This is a genomic window from Streptomyces sp. NPDC056128 (assembly GCF_042263835.1).
In the GTDB taxonomy this organism is placed as follows: Bacteria; Actinomycetota; Actinomycetes; order Streptomycetales; family Streptomycetaceae; genus Streptomyces.
Genome location: NZ_JBHJVQ010000008.1, coordinates 61,450 through 82,674, shown reverse-complemented (window position 1 = coordinate 82,674; position 21,225 = coordinate 61,450). Strand labels below are relative to the sequence as shown.

The following is a 21,225-nucleotide window of genomic DNA, read 5'->3' as shown; positions in this document are numbered from 1 at the left end:
CCACCCCTCAGGCCGCGGCGCCCGCCGTCGCGGGCCTCCGCTAACCTCCACCCCCATGAAGCAGCGGCAGCAGAAGAAACTTTCCCGCCACCTCTTCGAAGCGATAATGCTGGGGGACGCCGCTCGTGCGCGGACGGTGCTGCGGGCCGGTGCCGACCCCGAGCGGGGCGACGGCGAGGGCACGCTCCCCCTGTACGAGGCGGCGGTGAGCGGCAGGACCGAGATCGTGCGGCTGCTGCTGGAGGCGGGCGCCTCCCCCGACACCGAGAGCCGTGGAGTCGGCGCGGAGGGCACCCCGTTGTGCGCGGCGGCGTGCTGGGGGCACGCGGAGACCGTGCGGGAGCTGTTGGCGCACGGCGCCGATCCGGCGCTCCGGGAGGACCACGGCACCGGCCGCTCCCCCCTGGACTGGGCGAACGACGGCCCCCACCCCGAGACCGCCGCGCTCCTGATCGCGGCGGGGGCGGCGCCCCGCACGGAAACCGTGTAGCCACCGCCCCCGCGCCGGGCGCCGTCGGCGCCGGAGGACCTACAGACCGTCCTCGGTCATCCCGTGCACCGCCGGGACCGTCCCCAGGCGGCCCTTCTGGAAGTCGTCGAACGCCTGCTGCAGCTCGTCGCGCGTGTTCATCACGAACGGCCCGTAGTGCGCCATCGGCTCCCGGATCGGCCGCCCGCCGAGCAGCACGACCTCCAGGTCCGGCGTGTGCGCGTCCTGCTTCTCGTCCGCACGGACGGTCAGCGAACCGCCGGCCCCGAAGACGGCGGTCTGCCCGAGGCGCACCGGCCGCCGCTCGGCGCCCACGGAGCCGCGCCCCGCCAGCACGTAGGCCAGGCCGTTGAAATCCTCCCGCCAGGGCAGGGTGACCTCCGCGCCCGGCGCCAGCGTGGCGTGGACCATGGTGATCGGCGTGTGCGTGATCCCGGGGCCGTCGTGACCGTCCAGCTCACCGGCGATGACGCGGAGCAGCGCGCCGCCGTCGGGGGAGGTGAGCAGCTGGACGCTGCCACTGCGGATGTCCTGGTACCTCGGGGCCATCATCTTGTCCCGGGCCGGCAGGTTCACCCACAGCTGGAGGCCGTGGAAGAGCCCGCCGGACATCACCAGCTGCTCCGGCGGCGCCTCGATGTGCAGCAGTCCGGAACCCGCCGTCATCCACTGGGTGTCGCCGTTGGTGATGGTCCCGCCGCCGCCGTTGGAGTCCTGGTGGTCGAAGACGCCGTCGATGATGTAGGTGACGGTCTCGAAGCCGCGGTGGGGGTGCCAGGGCGTGCCCTTGGGCTCGCCGGGCGCGTACTCCACCTCGCCCATCTGGTCCATCATGATGAACGGGTCGAGATGGCGGTAGTTGATCCCGGCGAACGCGCGGCGCACCGGGAAGCCCTCCCCCTCGAAACCGCTGGGAGCGGTCGTGACGGTCAGCACGGGGCGTGCGACGGCGTCGGCGGACGCGGATACACGGGGCAGCGTCAACGGGTTCTCGACGGTCACTGCGGGCATGTCGGTACCTCCTCGGGTACGCCCACTTTAGTTGAGCGTTGAACTTCTTGCCACCTCAAACCACGAGAGCCCGGAGGGCATTCCCTCCGGGCTCGCTCAGCGGTGGCGATGACGTCTAGCCATACATCCGGCGCATCGCGAAATCGACCATCTGTTCGACGGCCTTCGCGTCGAAGACCATCCGGTGCTCGCCCTCCATGTCCAGGACGAAGCCGTAGCCGGTCGGCAGCAGGTCGATCACCTCCGCCCCGGTGATCACGAAGTACTTGGACTCCTTGCCCGCGTACCGGCGCAGCTCCTTCAGGCCGGTGAACATCGGGATCACCGGCTGCTGGGTGTTGTGCAGCGCGAGGAACCCGGGGTTGTCGCCGCGCGGGCAGTAGACCTTCGAGGTCGCGAAGATCTGCTGGAAGTCCTCGGCGGACATCTGGCCGGTGGTGAAGGCGCGCACCGCGTCCGCGAGCGAGGGCGGGGACGGCTCGGGGTACAGCGGCGGCTGCTGCCCGTATCCGCCGGCCATCGGCTGCTGCGGCGGCGGGGCGTACTGCTGCTGCTGAGGACCCGCGGTCTGGTCGTAGCCGTACATGCCGCAAAGAGTAACGAGTAACGAGTCACAGATGACCCGCTCGGGGTTGCTTCTTATTACCGACGGGTAGCATCATCGTAGCTACTGCTGAGCTACTGCTTGGTACGCGCAGTTGGTATGTGTACAGATGCGAGGAGTCAGTGCCTCGCCGATCTCTCAACGGAGCCGTCGCCATGGGGCACTACAAGCCGAATCTCCGGGACATCGAGTTCAACCTCTTCGAGGTGCTCGGCCGTGACAAGGTTTACGGCACCGGCCCGTTCGCGGAGATGGACACGGACACCGCCAAGAGCGTCCTGGAGGAGCTGACCCGCCTCTCGGAGAACGAGCTGGCCGAGTCCTTCGCCGACGCCGACCGCAACCCGCCGGTCTTCGACCCGGAGACCAACACCGCGCCGGTCCCGGCGTCCTTCAAGAAGAGCTACCAGGCCTTCATGGACTCCGAGTACTGGCGCCTGGGCCTGCCCGAGGAGATCGGCGGCACCACCGCGCCGCGCTCCCTGATCTGGGCCTACGCGGAGCTGATCCTCGGCGCCAACCCGGCCGTGTGGATGTACTCCTCCGGCCCGGCGTTCGCCGGCATCCTCTTCGAGGAGGGCAACGAGGTGCAGAAGCACATCGCCTCGTTCGCCGTCGAGAAGCAGTGGGGCTCCACCATGGTGCTCACCGAGCCGGACGCCGGCTCGGACGTCGGCGCCGGCCGCACCAAGGCGGTCCAGCAGGAGGACGGCTCCTGGCACATCGAGGGCGTCAAGCGCTTCATCACGTCCGGCGAGCACGACATGTCGGAGAACATCCTCCACTACGTCCTCGCCCGCCCCGAGGGCGCGGGCCCCGGCACCAAGGGTCTGTCCCTCTTCCTCGTCCCGAAGTACGAGTTCGACTTCGAGACCGGCGAGCTGGGCGAGCGCAACGGCGTCTACGCCACCAACGTCGAGCACAAGATGGGCCTGAAGGCCTCCAACACCTGCGAGATGACCTTCGGCGACCGCCACTCCGCCAAGGGCTGGCTGATCGGCGACAAGCACGACGGCATCCGCCAGATGTTCCGCATCATCGAGTTCGCCCGCATGATGGTCGGCACGAAGGCGATCTCCACCCTGTCGACGGGCTACCTGAACGCGCTGGAGTACGCCAAGGAGCGCGTCCAGGGCCCCGACCTGGCCAACTTCATGGACAAGTCGGCCCCCAAGGTCACCGTCACGCACCACCCGGACGTCCGCCGCTCCCTCATGACGCAGAAGGCGTACGCCGAGGGCATGCGCGCGCTGGTGATGTACACGGCGACCGTGCAGGACGAGATCCAGGTCAAGGAGGCGAACGGCGAGGACGCCTCGACCGAGCACGCCCTCAACGACCTGCTCCTGCCGATCGTCAAGGGCTACGGCTCGGAGAAGGCCTACGAGCAGCTCGCCCAGTCGCTCCAGACCTTCGGCGGCTCCGGGTTCCTCCAGGAGTACCCGATCGAGCAGTACATCCGCGACGCCAAGATCGACACCCTGTACGAGGGCACCACGGCGATCCAGGGCCAGGACTACTTCTTCCGGAAGATCGTCCGCAACCAGGGCGCCGCGCTGAACTCGCTCGCCGAGGACATCAAGAAGTTCCTGGCGCTCGCCACCGGCGGCGAGGAGCTGTCCGGCGCCCGCGAGCACCTGGCCAAGGCCGCCGTCGAGCTGGAGGCCATCGTCGGCCTGATGCTCACCGACCTCGCGGCCACCGAGCAGGACGTCAAGAACATCTACAAGGTCGGGCTGAACACCACCCGCCTCCTGCTCGCCTCCGGCGACGTGATCGTCGGCTACCTGCTGCTCAAGGGTGCCGCGGTGGCCGCCGAGAAGCTGCCGACCGCCCCCGCCCGGGACAAGGCCTTCTACACCGGCAAGATCGCCGCCGCGAAGTTCTTCGCCGCGAACGTCCTGCCCGGCCTGACCCTGGCCCGCAAGGTCGCCCAGGGCGTCGAGCTGGACCTGATGGAGCTGGACGAGGCCGCCTTCTAGGCACGGGGCCGCGCCCTGGACGCGAGGCCGCCTCACCGGCCCGATCGGTACCGGGGAGTCCGGTCTCCACACTCCCCACACACCCTCACGAGGGCCCGCTCCCGGCAGACCGGGAGCGGGCCCTCGTACGTCGTTAAGGTGAACCCATGAGCGCACCGTCCCGCTTCGACCGCGGCCACACCGACGACCTGATGTCCTTCCTCGCCGCCAGCCCGACGCCGTACCACGCGGTGGCGACCGCCGCCGAGCGGCTGGAGAAGGCCGGATTCCGGCAGGTCTCGGAGACCGACGCATGGGACGCGGAGGCATCGGCGGCCTCCGCCGCGGGCAGCGGCGGCAGGTACGTGCTGCGCGGCGGCGCGCTGGTGGCCTGGTACGTGCCGGAGGGCGCCGAGCCCCACACCCCCTTCCGCATCGTCGGCGCGCACACCGACTCCCCCAACCTGCGCGTCAAGCCGCGCCCGGACAGCGGGGCGCACGGCTGGCGCCAGGTCGCCGTCGAGGTCTACGGCGGCCCCCTGATGAACTCCTGGCTCGACCGCGACCTGGGCCTGGCCGGCCGGCTCTCGCTGCGCGACGGCTCCACCCGGCTGGTCAACATCGACCGCCCGCTGCTGCGCGTGCCGCAGCTCGCCATCCACATGGACCGCAACGTGTCCGCGGAGGGCCTCAAGCTCGACAAGCAGCGCCACCTCCAGCCCGTCTGGGGCCTCGGGGACTCCGTAGGCGACGGCGACCTGATCGCCTTCCTGGAGGAGGAGACGGGCCTGGCCCGCGGGGAGGTCACCGGCTGGGACCTGATGACCCACTCCGTGGAGGCCCCCGCCTACCTGGGCCGCGACAACGAGCTGGTGGCCGGGCCGCGCATGGACAACCTCCTGTCGGTGCACGCCGGAACGGCCGCGCTGGCCGCGGTCGCCGCCTCCGGGGCGGACCCGTCCTGCATCCCCGTACTCGCCGCCTTCGACCACGAGGAGACCGGCTCCCAGTCGGACACGGGCGCCGACGGCCCGCTGCTCGGCAGCGTCCTGGAGCGCTCGGTGTTCGCGCGCGGCGGCTCGTACGAGGACCGGGCGCGCGCCTTCGCCGGCACCGTCTGCCTGTCCTCCGACACGGGCCACGCCGTCCACCCCAACTACGCGGAGCGGCACGACCCGACGCACCACCCGCGCGTCAACGGCGGCCCCCTCCTCAAGGTGAACGTCAACAACCGCTACGCCACCGACGGTTCGGGCCGCGCGGTCTTCGCCGCCGCCTGCGAGAAGGCGGACGTCCCCTTCCAGACCTTCGTCTCCAACAACTCCATGCCCTGCGGCACCACCATCGGCCCGATCACCGCGGCCCGGCACGGCATCAGCACCGTGGACATCGGCGTGGCGATCCTGTCGATGCACAGCGCCCGCGAGCTGTGCGGCGCCGACGACCCGCACCTGCTGGCCAACGCGCTGGTGGCATTCCTCCGTCCGTAGCCCTGTCGCGAAAACCCGGAACGGCACTCCACGGCATGCGGGTTGACAGCCGGGGTACCCGAACGGAACCGGATCGACCGGAAACCCGGATCCGACCGGTTCTACAGGGAGGCGACACTCATGGGCCTCGGCGGGTGCATCATCCTCATCGCCGTGGGAGCCATCCTCACGTTCGCGACCGACTGGGACATGCAGGGCGTCAATCTCGACCTGGTCGGTGTCATCTTCATGGTGGTCGGCCTGATCGGTGTCGCGACGTTCAGCAGCATCGCCCGGCGCCGCCGCGTCGTGATGCAGCCGACGACCCCGGTCGTCGAGGACCGCTCCCACCAGACCCGGGACGGCTACAACAACGGCTACGGCGCCTGAGCCGGGCGGACGCCACGCGCGGGCGCACTCATCCTGTCGGCCTACCGGCCGCGTTCCCCGGCGTCCGGCGGGGAAGCGGTCCGGACATGAGATTCCTCGTGTACGACCGGCTCCTCGGCATCGGCGACGACTACTGGATCGAGGACGACACCGGCAACAAGGTGTACCTCGTCGACGGCAAGGCGATGCGGCTGCGGGACACCTGGGAGCTGAAGGACTCCCAGGGTCGCGTGCTCATCGACATCCACCAGAAGATGCTCGCCCTGCGCGACACCATGGTGATCGAGCGGGCCGGCGAGCCCCTGGCGCGGATCAAACGGAAACGTCTCTCCCTGCTGCGCAACCACTACCGCGTCGCCCTGGCCGACGGCACCGAGCTGGACGTCAGCGGCAAGATCCTCGACCGGGAGTTCGCCGTCGAGTACGACGGTGAGCTGCTGGCCGTCATCTCCCGCCGCCGGCTGACCCTCCGGGACACCTACGGTGTGGACGTCGTACGGGACGACGCGGACCCGGCGCTGCTGATCGCGCTGACCGTATGCGTGATCCACCTGGCGGAGAAGGAGCGGGAGAAGGACGACGGCGAGGACGACTGAACGAGCCGAGCCGAGCAGGGCCGGCCGGAGACGGGGCGGTGGCTACCGCGGGTGCGGGGCCGCCAGCCCCATCACGCGGTCCTTCAGGGCCGGGAACTGCTCCCGGGTCGTCGCCACCTTCGCCGGGTCGAACTCCACCGTGAGGACCTCCTCGCCGGCGCCGGCCTCGGCCAGCACCTCGCCCCAGGGGTCGACCACGATCGAGTGACCGGCCTGCGGAACTCCGGCGTGCGTCCCGGCCGTTCCACAGGCGAGGACGAACGCCTGGTTCTCCACCGCCCGCGCCTGGGCGAGGAGCGTCCAGTGGGACCGGCGGCGCTCCGGCCAGCCCGCCGGGATCACGAGCGTCTCGGCACCGGCGTCGACGAGCGAGCGGAAGAGTTCGGGGAAGCGGAGGTCGTAGCAGGTCGCCACGCCGAGGGTGGTCTCCGGCAGACGGACCGTCACCGGCTCGCGCCCCGCGCCCATCAGCACGGCCTCGCCCTTGTCGAAGCCGAAGCGGTGGATCTTGCGGTAGGAGGCGGCCAGGTCGCCGGAGGGGGAGAAGACGAGCGAGGTGTTGTAGAGCCGTCCGTCCGGGGCGCGCTCGGGGACCGAACCCGCGTGCAGCCACACGCCCGTGTCGCTCGCCGCCTTGGCCATCGCCTCGTGCGTGGGGCCGGTCAGCGGCTCGGCCCGCGCCTCGAAGTCGTCGAAGGCGAACGCCCCGGTCGTCCACAGCTCCGGCAGCACCACGAGATCGGCGCCCACCTGCTCCCGTACCAGAGCCGCCGCGCGCACTCGACGCGCTTCGGGCGTTTCGTCCTCATTCACGGCGATTTGGATCAAAGAGGCGCGCACACTACCACCGTCCTGGCATTCGAGCCGTCCACACGGGCCTACGATCGTCACACGAAAGCACTGCCGGGGTGCCGCACAGCAGCGTAACTTAGCGTCCCAAGACGCCCGCCGACCGCAGCCACCGCCCACTGGCACCGCCGCCACCACCCGCCCGTGTACCGACCGCCGAGGGGTCCCGTTCCGTGAGTCTGCATCCCACCCTCCAGCCCTACGCCGACGCCTGGACTCACTCCATCGAGGCGATATCCGAGCTGGTCCAGCCGCTTGCGGAAGCAGAGTGGAACCGCCGTACCCCCTGCCCCGGCTGGTCGGTGCGGGACATCGTCTCCCACGTCCTGGGCCTGGACTCCGAGATGCTCGGCGACCCCCGCCCCATCCACACCCTGCCGCGCGACCTCTTCCACGTCACCAACGACCACCAGCGCTACACGGAGATGCAGGTCGACGTCCGCCGCCACCACACGGCCCCCGAGATGACGTCCGAGCTGGAGTACATGATCATCCGGCGCAACCGCCAGCTGCGGAACGAGTCGCGGGACCCGGGTACGAAGGTGCGCGGCCCGCTCTCCACCGAGCTGACCCTGGAGGAGTCGATGCGCCGGCACGCCTTCGACGTGTGGGCGCACGAGCAGGACCTGCGCACCGCCCTCGGCCGCCCCGGCAACCTCGACTCCCCGGGCGCCCACGTCGCCCGTGACGTGCTGCTCGACGAGCTGCCGGCCGTCGTCGCCGAACGCGCGGACGCGCCGCGCAGCTCGGCCGTCGTCTTCGACGTGCACGGCCCGGTCGAGTTCCTGCGCACCATCCGCGTCGACATCCAGGGCCGCGGCACCCTCGAAACGGCCCCCGCGCTCGGCCCCGCCGCGACCCTGACCCTGGACTGGGAGACGTACTTCCGCCTGGCCTGCGGCCGCGTGACCCTCCAGGCAGCGGCGGACCGCATCAAGACGGAGGGCGACCAGGACCTGACGGAGGCGATCCTGCGCCACTTCACCGTGACGCAGTAGGTGGTTTCAGCCCGTCCGGCGTTTGAGGACGAGGCCGTTCAGGCCGAATGCGGGGGTCTGGGGGCGGCAGCCCCCAGTCGGCCCGCACCCACGCCGGGGGCCTACGCAGGAACGTGCACCGTCTCCACCCGACTGGCGACCAACCGCTCGCTCTCCCGCCGCGCCGCCCGCTTCCGCAGCCGCAGGATCTGCGTGATCCCGAGCGCCTGCAACACGAACACGGAAGAGAACGCGACGCGGTAGTCGTCCCCCGTCGTGTCCAGCAGCACCCCCACCGCGAACAACGTCGTCATCGACGCCACGAATCCCCCCATGTTCGTGATCCCGGACGCCGTCCCCTGCCGCTCCGGCGGATTCGCCGGCCGCGCGAAGTCGAAGCCGATCATCGACGCCGGCCCGCACGCCCCGAGCACCGTGCACAGCACGACCAGCAGCCACATCGGCGCGTGGTCGGCCGGGTAGGCCAGCGTGACCGCCCACAGGACCGACGTCGCGCCCACCGTGCCGAGCGCCAGCGGCAGCCGCGCCGCGTGGTGCCGGGCGATGATCTGGCCGTAGACCAGGCCGACGGTCATGTTGGACAGCACGACGAGGGTGAGCAGCGTCCCGGCCGTGGCCTGGGACAGCCCCTGCGCCTCGACCAGGAACGGCATCCCCCACAGCAGCAGGAAGACCATCGCCGGGAACTGGGTGGTGAAGTGCACCCACAGCCCGAGCCGCGTCCCCGGCTCCCGCCAGGACAGCGCGATCTGCCGCCGTACGTACGCGGCCCCCTGATGCGGCATCGGCTCCGGCTCGTGCCCCTCGGGGTGGTCCTTCAGGAAGAGCAGCAGCAGGACGAAGACCACCACACCGGCGAGCGCGCTGCCCGCGAACGCGGCGGTCCAGCCGACGCCGTGCAGCAGCCGGGCGAGGACGAGCGTGGAGACCAGGTTGCCCGCCATGCCGACCAGACCGGCGAGCTGGGCGACCATCGGCCCCCGGCGGGCGGGGAACCAGCGGGTGCCCAGCCGCAGCACGCTGATGAAGGTCATCGCGTCGCCGCAGCCCAGCAGCGCCCGCGAGGCGAGCGCCATCCCGTACGACGGTGAGAAGGCGAAGCCGAGCTGCCCGGCCGTGAACAGCACCACGCCGATCCCCAGCACCCGCTTGGTGCCGAGCCGGTCGACCAGCAGGCCGACGGGTATCTGCATACCGGCGTAGACCAGCAGCTGGAGGATGGAGAAGGTGGACAGCGCGGAGGCGTTGACGTGGAAGCGGTCGGCGGCGTCGAGACCGGCGACCCCCAGCGACGTGCGGAAGATGACGGCGACGAAGTAGACGGAGACGCCGATGCCCCAGACGGCCATCGCGCGCCGGCCGCCCGGCGGATCGCCGGGCAGGCCGGGCCCGGCCGAGGTGGCCGTGCTCATCGGACCTCCCCCCGGGCCAGGTTCGAGAACCAGCCCACGTGCCGGCCGACGACGCCGACCGCGGCCTCCGCGTCCCCCGAACGCAGCGCGTCGAGGATCTCCTCGTGCTCGGTGAGGGTCTTGGCGATCCGGTCGGGATGCGAGTACATGACGGCGACGCCCATGCGCAGCTGCCGGTCGCGGAGCTGGTCGTAGAGGCGGGAGAGGATCTCGTTGCCGCCGCTGCGGACGATCTCGGCGTGGAAGCAGCGGTCGGTGACGGAGGCGGCGACGAAGTCGCCGGCGGCGGCCTGCTCCTTCTGCCGGGCGAGCAGTTCCTCCAGCCGTTCGACGAGGCCGGGCGGTGCGGGTACGGCCTTCCTGGCGGCGTGCTCCTCGACCAGCAGCCGGGTCTCCACCACGTCCGCGATCTCCTGGGCGGACACGGGCAGGACCAGGGCGCCCTTCTTCGGGTAGAGCCGGATCAGGCCCTCGACCTCCAGCCGGAGCAGGGCCTCGCGCACCGGCGTGCGGGAGACGCCCACGGCCTCGGCCAGCTCGCCCTCGGTGAGCAGCGTCCCGCCCTCGTAGTGGCGCTCCAGGACACCCTGCTTGACGTGGGTGTAGACGCGGTCCGCCGCGGGGGGTTGCTTCACTGCCGTGGTCATGCCGACAGGATAGATACAACAGGGACGCAAGACGGGGCCGGTCCAGCATGCGGACGTCCGGCCACCCATCAGGGGGATCCCTCACCCCACCCCTGCCGTGGGGCAACCTTCCGTGCTATTCACGAGTCGCACAGTCGCGGCCCCATCCGCACCGACCACAACACGGCCGCACCTCAGGGGAATTCACCACAATCGGGGTACTTGACTTGATAAACAGCATTCTGGGCAGCCGCTCCCGCAGAGCCGCCGCCGTCACGCTGACCGGCGGCGTCGTCCTCGCGACCGGCGTCCTCGCCTCCGCACCCGCCCAGGCCGCCGAGCACGGGTGGAAGGCCAACGGCGTGCGCGCCGCCGCCCCGGCGCCCTCGATCGCCGCCAAGGGCGGCTTCGTGATGAACAACGCGAACGGCGCCTCGCTCTACACCAAGGCCGCCGACACCAAGCGCTCCACCGGCTCCACGACCAAGATCATGACCGCCAAGGTCGTGCTCGCGCAGCCGAAGCTGAACCTGGACGCCAAGGTCACGATCCAGATGGCGTACAGCGACTACATCGTGTCGAAGAACGCCTCCTCCGCCCGCCTGATCGTCGGCGACAAGGTGACGGTCCGGCAGCTGCTCTACGGGCTGATGCTGCCGTCCGGCTGCGACGCGGCGTACGCGCTGGCCGACAAGTTCGGCTCGGGCAAGACGCGGGCGGCCCGGGTGAAGTCGTTCATCGGCAAGATGAACTCCACCGCCAAGAGCCTCGGCCTGAAGAACACGCACTTCGACTCGTTCGACGGCATCGGCAACGGCAAGAACTACTCCACGCCGCGCGACCTGACGAAGCTCGCGAGCAACGCGATGAAGAGCTCGACCTTCCGCACGATCGTCAAGACCAAGAAGTACACGGCGAAGACGGTCACCAAGACGGGCGGCACCCGCACCATGGGGGCCTGGACCAACACCAACACGCTGCTGAGCAGTTACAGCGGCGCGATCGGCGTGAAGACGGGCTCGGGCCCCGAGGCCAAGTACTGCCTGGTCTTCGCGGCGACCCGGAAGGGCAAGACCGTCATCGGCACGGTCCTGACCTCCACGTCGTCCAACCAGCGCGCGACCGACGCCACCAAGCTCATGAACTACGGCTTCGGCAAGCTGGGCTGACACCCACCCCGCCCCACCCCCGAACGGGCCCGGCGCCACCGCGCCGGGCCCGCTCAACGTGCGGTCCGCGGGCCGGCCCAGCCACCGAGCGCCCGGGTGAACGCGTCCGCCGTGTCCGCGGAGACGTACACCGTGTCGACATCCGTACCGGCGCCGTCACCGAGGTCGAGGGCGACGGGCGGGTCCAGACGGAGCCGCACGCCGACGGTGCTCCCGAGGGAGCAGGCCACGGCGGACGGTTCGCCCGGCACCCGGCGCAGGCCGCGGCCCTCGATGGTCCGCAGGGTGCGGCCGGCCGAACGCACCGTCCCGCGGGGCAGGTCGAGCTCCCCCATGAACCCGGTGCGCAGGACCACCCGGGACCGCGAGACGGTGTGGGGGTGCCGGACGATCGCGGCCAGGACGCCGAAGCCGGTGAGCACGAACGCGAGTTCCAGAAGCGCGTGGAACGGGCGCGCCGGCGGCGGGAGTATCCCGGAGACGAGGAAGGCCACCGGGATCTCGGTGAGTGTCAGGACCATGAGCAAGGAGCGCAGTTCGGAGGAGTGACGTATCACCGTGGGCCCGTCCTCGTCCCGGGCCGGACGGCGGGCGATCGCGGCGCACAGGGAGCGGGCCACGATGTGCGCTCGGCGGCGCAGCGGCGGCTTGACGGTCACCTGCGGCACTGGTCCTCCAACCTCCTGGCGGGACGGGCGAAGGGCAGCCGCGAGACCCCCCTGATCGCACTCTAGAGCTGCCGAGACCGGCCGGGACATGACATCTGTCATCAACCGGACGCGAACGGAGCCGCGCCCCCTGTGCCGGGGGGCGCGGCTCCGTTTCTCGTGCTCCTGGTGCGTTACGCCCAGCTGATCAACCGCTTCGGCTGCTCCAGGACCGCCGCGACGTCGGCGAGGACCTTGGAGCCCAGTTCGCCGTCGACCAGGCGGTGGTCGAAGCTCAGGGCCAGGGTGGTCACCTGACGTGGCTTCACCTTGCCCTTGTGGACCCACGGCTGGAGCTTGATCGCGCCGACCGCGAGGATCGCGGACTCGCCGGGGTTGAGGATCGGTGTGCCGGTGTCGACGCCGAAGACGCCGACGTTGGTGATGGTCACCGTGCCGCCCTGCATGGCGCCGGGGCTGGTCTTGCCCTCCCTCGCCGTCGACACCAGCTCGCCCAGGGACCCCGCCAGTTGCGGCAGCGTCTGGGCGTGGGCGTCCTTGATGTTCGGGACGATCAGACCCCGCGGGGTCGCGGCGGCGATGCCCAGGTTGACGTAGTGCTTGACCACGATCTCCTGCGCCGCCTCGTCCCAGGAGGCGTTGACGTCCGGGTTGCGCTTGATCGCGACCAGGAGAGCCTTGGCGATCAGGAGGAGTGGGTTCACGCGCAGGCCCGCGTACTCCTTGTCCTGCTTCAGCTCCTCGACCAGCTTCATCGTGCGCGTCACGTCGACCGTCACGAACTCGGTGACGTGCGGCGCGGTGAACGCCGAGCCGACCATCGCCGCCGCCGTCGCCTTGCGGACACCCTTGACCGGGATCCGGGTCTCGCGCGCGGTGTCGTGCGACGCCGGCGCCACCGGTGCCGGGGCCGAGGCGACGGCCGCGGGGGCCGCCTGCGGTTCCGGCTGGGCCGGTGCCACGGCCGCGTGCACGTCCTCGCGCGTGATGATGCCGTCCGGGCCGGAGGGCACCACGGTCGCCAGGTCGACACCGAGGTCCTTGGCCAGCTTGCGCACCGGCGGCTTGGCCAGCGGGCGCTCGCCGGGGACCGGCACGGCGGCCGGCCCGTGGCCGTTCCCATGGCCGTTCATCTCGGCCTGGATCGCGGCCGCCGCCGGGGCCTGCCGGTCGGCCGGGGGCTGCGCGCCCTTGCGGGGGCGGCGGCGGGTCGCGGAGGTGGACACCCCGTACCCGACCAGGACCGGCTGGCGGCCCTCCGGCTTCTTCTCCTCCGCGTCTTCCGGGGCCGCCTCGGCCGGAGCCGGGGCCGCCTCCTGCGCGGGGGCCTCGGCCGCCGCGCCGCCCACGGCCACCGCGATGATCGACGTGCCCACGTCGACGGTGGTGCCCTCGGGGAAGTGCAGCTCGCGGACCACACCGTCGTAGGGGATGGGCAGTTCGACGGCGGCCTTGGCCGTCTCGACCTCGCACACCACCTGCCCGTCGGTGACCGTGTCACCCGGCTGGACGTACCACTTGAGGATCTCGGCCTCGGTGAGCCCCTCACCCACGTCGGGCATCTTGAACTCACGCACGGAGCTGTCCGTCATCGTCGTCACGCTCCCCTCCTCAGTACGCCAGCGAGCGGTCGACGGCATCCAGCACCCGGTCCAGGTCGGGCAGGTACTCCTCCTCCAGACGCGCCGGCGGGTACGGGGCGTGGTAGCCGCCGACCCGGAGCACCGGGGCCTCCAGGTGGTAGAAGCAGCGCTCCGTGATCCGGGCCGCGATCTCCGCGCCCGAGCCCAGGAACACCGGTGCCTCGTGGACCACGACCAGGCGGCGGGTCTTCTCCACCGACGCTTGGATCGTGTCGAAGTCGACCGGGGAGATGGACCGCAGGTCCACCACCTCCAGCGACCTGCCCTCCTCGGCCGCCGCGTCGGCGACCTCCTGGCAGAGCTTCACCATCGGGCCGTACGCGGCCAGCGTGAGGTCGCCGCCCTCGCGCACCACGCGCGCGGTGTGCAGCGGCCCCGGGATGGCCTCCCGGTTGACCTCGGCCTTGTCCCAGTAGCGCCGCTTGGGCTCGAAGTAGATCACCGGGTCGTCGCTCTGGATGGCCTGCTGCATCATCCAGTAGGCGTCCGCCGAATTCGACGGGGAGACCACCTTCAGGCCCGCCACGTGCGCGAACAGCGCCTCGGGGGACTCGGAGTGGTGCTCGACCGCGCCGATGCCGCCGCCGTAGGGGATGCGGATGACGATCGGCATCTTGACCTTGCCCAGCGAGCGGGCGTGCATCTTGGCCAGCTGGGTGACGATCTGGTCGTAGGCCGGGAAGACGAAACCGTCGAACTGGATCTCCACCACCGGGCGGTAGCCGCGCAGGGCCAGGCCGATGGCGGTGCCGACGATGCCGGACTCGGCCAGCGGGGTGTCGATGACCCGGTCCTCGCCGAAGTCCTTCTGGAGACCGTCGGTCACCCGGAAGACACCGCCGAGCTTGCCGACGTCCTCGCCCATGATCAGGACCTTGGGGTCCGAGTCCAGTGCGCGGCGCAGCGACTCGTTGATCGCCTTGGCCAGCGCCATCTTTTCCGCTGCCATGTCAGACCCCCTCTGCCTCGGCGAACGACGCCTGGTAGGCGGCGAACTGGGCTCGCTCCTCGTCGACGAGCGCGTGCCCGTCCGCGTACACGTTCTCGAAGATGGCGAACCGGTCCGGGTCCGGCATGGCACGGACCACTTCGCGCACTCGTTTGCCCAACGCCTCGCTCTCCGTCTCCAGTTCCCCGAAGAATCCCTCGTCCGCGTGGTTTGCGGCCTCCAGGAAGCGGCGAAGACGCAGGATCGGGTCCTTCGCCTCCCAGGCGGCACGCTCGTCGTCGTGCCGGTAGCGGGAGGGGTCGTCCGAGGTGGTGTGGGCGCCCATGCGGTACGTGTACGCCTCGATGAGCGCCGGGCCCTCGCCGCGCCGCGCCCGCTCCAGCGCCCAGCGGGTGACCGCGAGGCAGGCCAGCGCGTCGTTGCCGTCGACGCGGACGCCGGGGAAGCCGAAGCCCTGGGCGCGCTGGTAGAGCGGCACGCGGGTCTGCTTCTCGTTGGACTCGGAGATCGCCCACTGGTTGTTCTGGCAGAAGAACACCACGGGGGCGTTGTAGACGGCGGCGAAGTTGAACGCCTCGCTGACGTCGCCCTGGCTGGAGGCGCCGTCGCCGAAGTAGGCGATCACGGCCGAGTCCGCGCCGTCCTTGGTGATGCCCATCGCGTAGCCCGTGGCGTGCAGCGCCTGCGAGCCGATCACGATGGTGTACAGGTGGAAGTTGTTGCCGTTGGGGTCCCAGCCGCCGTTGTTCACGCCGCGGAACATGCCGAGGAGGTTGGTCGGGTCGACCCCGCGGCACCAGGCGACGCCGTGCTCGCGGTAGGTCGGGAAGACGTAGTCGTCCTCGCGGGTGGCGCGGCCGGAGCCGATCTGGGCGGCCTCCTGGCCGAGCAGCGAGGCCCACAGGCCCAGCTCGCCCTGGCGCTGCAGCGCGGTGGCCTCGGCGTCGAAGCGCCGGGTGAGCACCATGTCGCGGTACAGGCCGCGCAGCTCGTCGGGGGTGATGTCGGCGACGTACGAGGCGTACTCGGCGTAGGGCGAGTTCTTGGCGTGCTCGACGCGCTCGCCCTCGGGGGTCAGCAGCTGCACCAGCTCCGTCTCGGAGCCCTTGTCGGCAGCGGTGCGGGTGGTGCGAGTGGTGCGGGCGGTGCGCTTGCCGGTGGTCTCGGCTTTGGTGCCGGTGGTGCCGGCAGCCTTGCTTCCGGCGCTGCGTCGCGGCTTGCGCGCGGCAGTGCTCTCGGTCACGTGTGCTCCTCCGTCGGTCCGGCCCCCGGGTTCGCCGGAAGCCAGTGCGGCTCACCTGTGTCCCGGCGGTCGCACGAGGGTGGGTGCGGCCCGATCGGGGGACAGGCGTGACAGGTGCCCCGGCGAGCGCCCTGCGAACAGCACGTTACCCAGTGCTCCACATTTCTGTGAAACCCCTCCTGACCTGCGTTTTTACTCGGATTTCCAAGTAAATCGGCGAAGTGCGGAAGTTGTCCTGGTCACAGCCTTGCAGGGGGCCGGAACAACGGCACGTTATCCCGGGCACCCCGGGCACGGGAAGGGTTGGTGTGTGACACTGACCGCGTGCGCGAAGACGGAAAAATCCGGGTATTCCTCCTCGACGACCACGAGGTGGTGCGCCGGGGGGTGCACGATCTGCTCTCGGGCGAGTCCGACATCGAGGTGGTCGGCGAGGCCGGCACGGTGGCCGACGCCGCGGCCCGGGTCATGGCCACCCGTCCGGACGTGGCGGTGCTGGACGTCCGGCTGCCCGACGGCAGCGGCGTCGAGGTGTGCCGCGACATCCGCTCCCGGGACGAGTCCGTCCGGTGCCTCATGCTGACCTCCTTCGCCGACGACGAGGCCCTCTTCGACGCGATCATGGCGGGCGCCTCCGGGTACGTCCTCAAGGACATCCGGGGCGCCGAGCTGCTGAGCGCCGTACGCGGCGTGGCGGCCGGGAAGTCGCTGCTCGACCCGGCGGCCACCGCGCGGGTGCTGGAGCGGCTGCGCGACGGCGGCGCCAAGCCCGACGACCGGCTGGCCCGCCTGACCGACCAGGAGCGCCGCATCCTGGAGCTGATCGGCGAGGGGATGACCAACCGCGCGATCGGCGAGCGGCTGCACCTGGCGGAGAAGACGATCAAGAACTACGTGTCGAGTCTGCTGGCCAAGCTCGGGATGCAGCGGCGTTCCCAGGCGGCGGCCTTCGTGGCCCGGCTGGAGGCGGAGAGCCGCTGAGCCGCCCCAATCGGGACTTACGTCCCCTCCTGCCGGGGCGGGCGACTCTGTCGCCGCTGCTTCCGCTCGCGCACAGTGAGTGCATGCCCACCGACGCACAGCACGCCGTAGGCCTGCTCGCCCGCACCGCCTACGGCCGTGCCGCCACGACCATGCGCGCCCTGCCCTTCCTCGCCTTCGCGCGCCACATCGTGGCCGACGCGCGGGTCCTGCTGCGCATGCCGAGGAGCTGCGGCTACCACCAGGTCTGCGCCGGGAGCGTCGTCGCGTACGGCGCCGACAACCTGAGCACCGCCGGGCCCGGCGAGAGCCTGTGGACCGCACAGGTGGTGGGCCGGTGCGAGGCGCACGAGCCGAGCGCCGCCGAGGTCGAGCGGTTCGGCCCCGCACCGCGCCGGGTGGACGGCGAGCCGTTCGACCCGGTCTATCTGCGGATCGAGCCGCAGTTCGGTTCGGTGCACGTCACGGAGGGCACCGTCGGCACCCTGTGAACTGGTGCCGCGGTGATCACTCGTCCGGGTTCTCGGGGTCCTCGGTGTTCTCGCCTCCGCCGGGGCCGCCCGTGGGACCGCCCGTCGGATCGCTCGTAGGCGTCGTCGGATCCGTGGTCGGGTCACCCGTCGGCGTCGTCGGGTCGCCGGTCGGGTCACCCGTCGGGTCGCCGGTCGGGTCCTGCGTCTCGCTCTGCGACGGGGTGTAGGAAGGCGAGTACGACGGGGTGTAGTCCCCACCCGTGCCGCCCCCGCCGTTGCCCTGGTCCGTGCCCGGGTCGGTGGTCTCCTGCGTCTCCTCGTCGCTGGGCGACGGGCTCGGCGACTCGTCGCCGGTACTCTCCGAGACGCTGGCGGACGGGCTCTTGTCCGTGTCGGTGCCGCCCTTGCCGCCATCGCCGTTGTTCAGGGCCAGCGCGACGCCGGCCGCGATGGCGATGACCGCGAGGACGGCCAGTATCCACAGCTTGCCGCGGCCGCTGCCCTTGTTGCCGCCGCCCTCGAAGCCGCCGTCGTCGCCCCCGCCGTAGCGGCCGGGCAGGATCGGCTGGGGGATCTGCTGGGTGCCCGACGTGCCGTGGCCGGTGCTCGGCATCACCGACGTGCCCGCGAGCCCGGCCGCCGGTGTCTGCCGGCCGTCGTGCGCGGTGACCGGGCCGGTGTTCCAGGTGCCGGTGTGGCTGCCCTGCTCGTACAGCATCTGGAGCCCGTACTGGACCAGGCCGCGCATCTCCTCGGCGGTCTGGAACCGGTCGTCGGGCTCCTTGGCCAGGGAGCGCATCACGAGGCCGTCCAGCTCCGGCGGGGTGGCGTCGGAGACCTCGGACGGGGGCGTCGGGATGTCCTGGACGTGCTGGTAGACCACGGACAGCGGGGTCTCGCCGGTGAACGGCGGGCGCAGCGCGAGCAGTTCGTAGAGCAGGCAGCCGGTCGCGTACAGGTCGGAGCGGTGGTCCACGGCCTTGCCGAGGGCCTGCTCCGGGGAGAGGTACTGCGGGGTGCCCATGACCATGCCGGTCTGCGTCATCGTCGTGGACGCGCCGTGCAGGGCGCGGGCGATGCCGAAGTCCATCACCTTCACGGCACCGTTGTTGGTGATGATGACGTTGGCCGGCTTGATGTCGCGGTGCACGATGCCGTGCTGGTGCGAGTAGGCGAGCGCCTCCAGGACACCGGAGACGATGATCAGCGCCTGCTCGGGGCCGGGCGCCTCGGCGTTCAGGAGGAGGTCGCGGATGGTGCGGCCCTCGACGATCTCCATCACGATGTACGGCACGGACTGGCCGCCGACGAAGTCCTCGCCGGAGTCGTACACGGCGACGATCGCGTGGTGGTTGAGACCGGCCACCGACTGCGCCTCGCGCGTGAAGCGCGCCTTGGAGACCGGGTCCTCGGCCAGGTCGGCACGGAGCAGCTTGACCGCCACGGTGCGGCCCAGGCGGACGTCCTCGGCGGCGAACACCTCGGCCATGCCGCCCCGCCCGAGTCTGCGGGTCAGCCGGTACCGGCCGTCGCCGACCAAGCCGCCGTTGCCCCAGGTCTCCGGCGCGTCAGCCATACCGCCGCCATTCGCCTCGGGATCGGACGGGCCCTGGGCGCGCTGCTGCTGTGCCATCAGTCCTCGCCGTCGTTTCTGCCCGCGGTGCGCGCGGTGTTGTTACGGTCTCCGTCGGCCACGCTACAGGCTCCGCGGCGGCCTCCGGTCCGGGATGGGGGGCCGGGACCGGACATGAGACGGACCGGTCATGAAACCCTGGTTCCTTACTGTCGTGCAAATTCTGTGTACCGGCGGTACGGCGGCTGTAACGCTTCCGCGACGCTTCTTTCGCGTACGGTCACGGAACGGGCACCGCGCTTGACGTGTCAGTGCCCTCGGGCAGACTTGGCCGGGAATAGCACTTTCGATCACGAGCGCGCGGCCCGCTGCCACCGGCGCCGCGGCGCCTATGGGGGACGCAGAGACATGAGCCAGGACGCCGGACAGGGCCGGTACGCGGGGCGCGCGCTCGCCGGCGGCCGCTACCAGCTGCGCGACTTGCTCGGCGAGGGCGGTATGGCCTCCGTCCACCTGGCGTACGACTCGGTCCTCGACCGCCAGGTCGCGATCAAGACGCTCCACACCGAGCTGGGACGGGAACAGGCCTTCCGCGAGCGCTTCCGCCGCGAGGCCCAGGCCGTGGCCAAGCTCACGCACACCAACATCGTCTCGGTCTTCGACACCGGCGAGGACGAGCTGGACTCCATGACGACGCCGTACATCGTCATGGAGTACGTCGAGGGCCGCCCTCTGGGCTCGGTGCTCGACGAGGACGTCCGGCAGCAGGGCGCGATGCCCGCCGACAAGGCGCTGAAGATCACCGCGGACGTGCTGGCGGCCCTGGAGATCAGCCACGAGATGGGCCTGGTCCACCGGGACATCAAGCCGGGCAACGTGATGATGACCAAGCGCGGCGTGGTCAAGGTCATGGACTTCGGCATCGCGCGCGCCATGCAGTCGGGCGTCACCTCGATGACGCAGACCGGCATGGTGGTCGGCACCCCGCAGTACCTCTCGCCGGAACAGGCCCTCGGCCGCGGCGTGGACGCCCGCTCCGACCTGTACTCGGTCGGCATCATGCTGTTCCAACTGGTCACCGGGAGGCTGCCGTTCGACGCGGACTCGCCGCTGGCCATCGCGTACGCGCACGTGCAGGAGGAGCCGGTGGCTCCCTCCTCGGTCAACCGGTCGCTGCCCCCGGCGGTGGACGCGCTGGTGGCCCGCGCCCTGAAGAAGAACCCGAACGAACGCTTCCCGAGCGCCGAGGCCATGCGGGACGAGTGCCTGCGGGTGGCGCAGTCCTTCCACGCCGCCCCGCCGAGCATCGTGCCCGGCGCGAACACGCTGAGCGGCGCCGGTGTCGGCTCCGCGGTGTTCCCGCCGGTCGACCAGGGCACCCCAGCCCCCACCGGCCCCGTCCAGACGCCGTACCAGCCGACGCCGGCCCCGAACCCGTACGGCGGCCCGGCACCCGCCACGCACTCGCCCGCCGCCTACGGCTATCCGCAGCAGGGCGGCTACCAGACGCCGGCCCCGTACGGGCAGCACGGGCAGCACGGGCAGCAGGGCGCGTCCACGCCGCCGCCGTACAACCTGACTCCGTCGGCCCCGGCCTCCGGTGGCGCGGGCGGGGGCAGGAACAACAAGCCGGTGATCATCGGCTCGATCGTGGTCGCCGTGGTGGCCGTCGGCGGACTGGTCGGCGCGCTGCTGATGAACGGCGGCGGTGGCGGTGAGGACCCCGAGGGCGGCGGCTCCCCCAGCGCCTCCGTGTCGGCGTCGAAGGCGGCGGGCTACCGCGGGCCGGACAAGACGAAGACCATAGAGAAGGACGAGTGCACCGAGCCGGAGGAGTCGTACAACGACCCCGAAAAGATCCAGGTGCCGGACTTCACGTTCAAGTACATCGGCTCGGTCAAGGAGTGCTTCAACGCCGCCGGCTGGCGGATGAAGGTCGTCGAGGTCGACGAGAACACGTACGGCGAGGGCTCGATCCGGGACCAGTTCCCGACGGCCGGCACGGACGTCGACCCGGAGAACATGCCGGAGATCCAGCTCAAGGTCTCGACGGGCAACCCGGCCTCCGGGTGAGCGCGTGACACGCGCGAAGGGCCCGGCAGCAGCGGCTGCCGGGCCCT

20 protein-coding genes are annotated in these 21,225 nt (G+C 71.0%); 10 read left to right on the top strand and 10 right to left on the bottom strand.

The window, feature by feature from the left end; genetic code table 11:
- The first annotated feature begins 55 nt into the window (after positions 1 to 55).
- Positions 56 to 490: an ankyrin repeat domain-containing protein gene (locus tag ACFC1X_RS18130; protein ID WP_376354712.1), complete on the top strand. Its 435-nt coding sequence runs from the start codon at positions 56 to 58 to the stop codon at positions 488 to 490.
- A gap of 39 nt (positions 491 to 529) precedes the next feature.
- On the opposite strand, the gene ACFC1X_RS18125 is transcribed toward ACFC1X_RS18130, so the two are convergent.
- Both ACFC1X_RS18125 and ACFC1X_RS18120 read right to left on the bottom strand, forming a co-directional pair.
- Positions 530 to 1,501 (bottom strand): pirin family protein, encoded by a 972-nt coding sequence (locus ACFC1X_RS18125; protein ID WP_376354709.1) that lies wholly within the window; start codon positions 1,499 to 1,501, stop codon positions 530 to 532.
- A gap of 115 nt (positions 1,502 to 1,616) precedes the next feature.
- A complete protein-coding gene (locus tag ACFC1X_RS18120; protein WP_122616633.1) occupies positions 1,617 to 2,087 on the bottom strand; it encodes an SseB family protein in 471 nt (156 codons plus the stop codon).
- Positions 2,088 to 2,260: 173 nt separating this feature from the next.
- Here ACFC1X_RS18120 and ACFC1X_RS18115 point away from each other — a divergent pair, with 173 nt between their 5' ends.
- The 4 genes from ACFC1X_RS18115 to ACFC1X_RS18100 all read left to right on the top strand — a co-directional run bounded on the left by ACFC1X_RS18115 (position 2,261) and on the right by ACFC1X_RS18100 (position 6,521).
- Entirely contained in the window at positions 2,261 to 4,087 is a 1,827-nt protein-coding gene (locus tag ACFC1X_RS18115) for an acyl-CoA dehydrogenase (protein WP_376354706.1), read from the top strand.
- Positions 4,088 to 4,233: 146 nt separating this feature from the next.
- Positions 4,234 to 5,556, top strand: a complete 1,323-nt coding sequence (locus ACFC1X_RS18110) for a M18 family aminopeptidase (protein ID WP_376354703.1) — start codon at positions 4,234 to 4,236, stop codon at positions 5,554 to 5,556.
- 120 nt (positions 5,557 to 5,676) lie between these two features.
- Complete coding sequence (locus ACFC1X_RS18105) at positions 5,677 to 5,925, top strand: DUF6458 family protein (protein WP_376354700.1); 249 nt, start codon at positions 5,677 to 5,679, stop codon at positions 5,923 to 5,925.
- Between the two features lie 86 nt (positions 5,926 to 6,011).
- Positions 6,012 to 6,521: an LURP-one-related/scramblase family protein gene (locus ACFC1X_RS18100; protein ID WP_376354698.1), complete on the top strand. Its 510-nt coding sequence runs from the start codon at positions 6,012 to 6,014 to the stop codon at positions 6,519 to 6,521.
- A gap of 42 nt (positions 6,522 to 6,563) precedes the next feature.
- On the opposite strand, the gene ACFC1X_RS18095 is transcribed toward ACFC1X_RS18100, so the two are convergent.
- Positions 6,564 to 7,361 carry a carbon-nitrogen family hydrolase gene (locus ACFC1X_RS18095; protein WP_376354695.1) on the bottom strand — a complete coding sequence of 266 codons (798 nt, stop codon included), beginning with the start codon at positions 7,359 to 7,361 and terminating at the stop codon, positions 6,564 to 6,566.
- A 182-nt stretch (positions 7,362 to 7,543) separates the two neighbouring features.
- Between ACFC1X_RS18095 and ACFC1X_RS18090 the strand changes: the two genes are divergently transcribed.
- Positions 7,544 to 8,368, top strand: coding sequence for a maleylpyruvate isomerase family mycothiol-dependent enzyme (locus ACFC1X_RS18090; RefSeq protein ID WP_376354693.1), 825 nt, complete (start codon positions 7,544 to 7,546; stop codon positions 8,366 to 8,368).
- 101 nt (positions 8,369 to 8,469) lie between these two features.
- On the opposite strand, the gene ACFC1X_RS18085 is transcribed toward ACFC1X_RS18090, so the two are convergent.
- Complete coding sequence (locus ACFC1X_RS18085) at positions 8,470 to 9,780, bottom strand: nitrate/nitrite transporter (RefSeq protein ID WP_376354690.1); 1,311 nt, start codon at positions 9,778 to 9,780, stop codon at positions 8,470 to 8,472.
- Positions 9,777 to 10,427, bottom strand: coding sequence for a GntR family transcriptional regulator (locus tag ACFC1X_RS18080; RefSeq protein ID WP_376354687.1), 651 nt, complete (start codon positions 10,425 to 10,427; stop codon positions 9,777 to 9,779). Before ACFC1X_RS18080 ends, ACFC1X_RS18085 begins: the two co-directional genes overlap by 4 nt.
- Before the next feature lie 206 nt (positions 10,428 to 10,633).
- On the opposite strand from ACFC1X_RS18080, the gene ACFC1X_RS18075 reads away from it, so the two are divergent.
- The gene (locus ACFC1X_RS18075) at positions 10,634 to 11,575 is read left to right on the top strand and encodes a D-alanyl-D-alanine carboxypeptidase family protein (RefSeq protein WP_376354684.1); all 942 of its coding nucleotides are present in this window, start codon (positions 10,634 to 10,636) and stop codon (positions 11,573 to 11,575) included.
- A 53-nt stretch (positions 11,576 to 11,628) separates the two neighbouring features.
- Here ACFC1X_RS18075 and ACFC1X_RS18070 read toward each other — a convergent pair whose 3' ends face one another.
- From ACFC1X_RS18070 to pdhA, 4 genes are all read right to left on the bottom strand, one after another.
- A complete protein-coding gene (locus ACFC1X_RS18070) occupies positions 11,629 to 12,234 on the bottom strand; it encodes a hypothetical protein (protein WP_376354681.1) in 606 nt (201 codons plus the stop codon).
- A gap of 182 nt (positions 12,235 to 12,416) precedes the next feature.
- Positions 12,417 to 13,844, bottom strand: coding sequence for a dihydrolipoamide acetyltransferase family protein (locus ACFC1X_RS18065; RefSeq protein WP_376354678.1), 1,428 nt, complete (start codon positions 13,842 to 13,844; stop codon positions 12,417 to 12,419).
- A gap of 10 nt (positions 13,845 to 13,854) precedes the next feature.
- On the bottom strand, positions 13,855 to 14,835 hold the full coding sequence (locus ACFC1X_RS18060) for an alpha-ketoacid dehydrogenase subunit beta (RefSeq protein ID WP_122616625.1): 981 nt from the start codon (positions 14,833 to 14,835) through the stop codon (positions 13,855 to 13,857).
- A 1-nt stretch (position 14,836) separates the two neighbouring features.
- Positions 14,837 to 16,078, bottom strand: a complete 1,242-nt coding sequence (gene pdhA / locus ACFC1X_RS18055) for a pyruvate dehydrogenase (acetyl-transferring) E1 component subunit alpha (RefSeq protein WP_376354673.1) — start codon at positions 16,076 to 16,078, stop codon at positions 14,837 to 14,839.
- A 324-nt stretch (positions 16,079 to 16,402) separates the two neighbouring features.
- On the opposite strand from pdhA, the gene ACFC1X_RS18050 reads away from it, so the two are divergent.
- The gene (locus tag ACFC1X_RS18050) at positions 16,403 to 17,059 is read left to right on the top strand and encodes a response regulator (RefSeq protein WP_376354670.1); all 657 of its coding nucleotides are present in this window, start codon (positions 16,403 to 16,405) and stop codon (positions 17,057 to 17,059) included.
- Positions 17,060 to 17,142: 83 nt separating this feature from the next.
- Positions 17,143 to 17,550, top strand: coding sequence for a pyridoxamine 5'-phosphate oxidase family protein (locus ACFC1X_RS18045; RefSeq protein ID WP_234956523.1), 408 nt, complete (start codon positions 17,143 to 17,145; stop codon positions 17,548 to 17,550).
- Between the two features lie 16 nt (positions 17,551 to 17,566).
- On the opposite strand, the gene ACFC1X_RS18040 is transcribed toward ACFC1X_RS18045, so the two are convergent.
- Entirely contained in the window at positions 17,567 to 19,165 is a 1,599-nt protein-coding gene (locus ACFC1X_RS18040; RefSeq protein ID WP_376354667.1) for a protein kinase, read from the bottom strand.
- A gap of 348 nt (positions 19,166 to 19,513) precedes the next feature.
- On the opposite strand from ACFC1X_RS18040, the gene ACFC1X_RS18035 reads away from it, so the two are divergent.
- Positions 19,514 to 21,178 carry a protein kinase gene (locus ACFC1X_RS18035; RefSeq protein ID WP_376354664.1) on the top strand — a complete coding sequence of 555 codons (1,665 nt, stop codon included), beginning with the start codon at positions 19,514 to 19,516 and terminating at the stop codon, positions 21,176 to 21,178.
- Positions 21,179 to 21,225: the final 47 nt, after the last annotated feature.

Coding starts and splice junctions, on each gene's coding strand:
- ACFC1X_RS18130 (WP_376354712.1), top strand. CDS start 56: ATGAAGCAGCGGCAGCAGAAGAAACTTTCCCGCCACCTCTTCGAAGCG.
- ACFC1X_RS18125 (WP_376354709.1), bottom strand. CDS start 1,501: ATGCCCGCAGTGACCGTCGAGAACCCGTTGACGCTGCCCCGTGTATCC.
- ACFC1X_RS18120 (WP_122616633.1), bottom strand. CDS start 2,087: ATGTACGGCTACGACCAGACCGCGGGTCCTCAGCAGCAGCAGTACGCC.
- ACFC1X_RS18115 (WP_376354706.1), top strand. CDS start 2,261: ATGGGGCACTACAAGCCGAATCTCCGGGACATCGAGTTCAACCTCTTC.
- ACFC1X_RS18110 (WP_376354703.1), top strand. CDS start 4,234: ATGAGCGCACCGTCCCGCTTCGACCGCGGCCACACCGACGACCTGATG.
- ACFC1X_RS18105 (WP_376354700.1), top strand. CDS start 5,677: ATGGGCCTCGGCGGGTGCATCATCCTCATCGCCGTGGGAGCCATCCTC.
- ACFC1X_RS18100 (WP_376354698.1), top strand. CDS start 6,012: ATGAGATTCCTCGTGTACGACCGGCTCCTCGGCATCGGCGACGACTAC.
- ACFC1X_RS18085 (WP_376354690.1), bottom strand. CDS start 9,780: ATGAGCACGGCCACCTCGGCCGGGCCCGGCCTGCCCGGCGATCCGCCG.
- ACFC1X_RS18080 (WP_376354687.1), bottom strand. CDS start 10,427: ATGACCACGGCAGTGAAGCAACCCCCCGCGGCGGACCGCGTCTACACC.
- ACFC1X_RS18060 (WP_122616625.1), bottom strand. CDS start 14,835: ATGGCAGCGGAAAAGATGGCGCTGGCCAAGGCGATCAACGAGTCGCTG.
- ACFC1X_RS18045 (WP_234956523.1), top strand. CDS start 17,143: ATGCCCACCGACGCACAGCACGCCGTAGGCCTGCTCGCCCGCACCGCC.
- ACFC1X_RS18040 (WP_376354667.1), bottom strand. CDS start 19,165: ATGGCACAGCAGCAGCGCGCCCAGGGCCCGTCCGATCCCGAGGCGAAT.
- ACFC1X_RS18035 (WP_376354664.1), top strand. CDS start 19,514: ATGAGCCAGGACGCCGGACAGGGCCGGTACGCGGGGCGCGCGCTCGCC.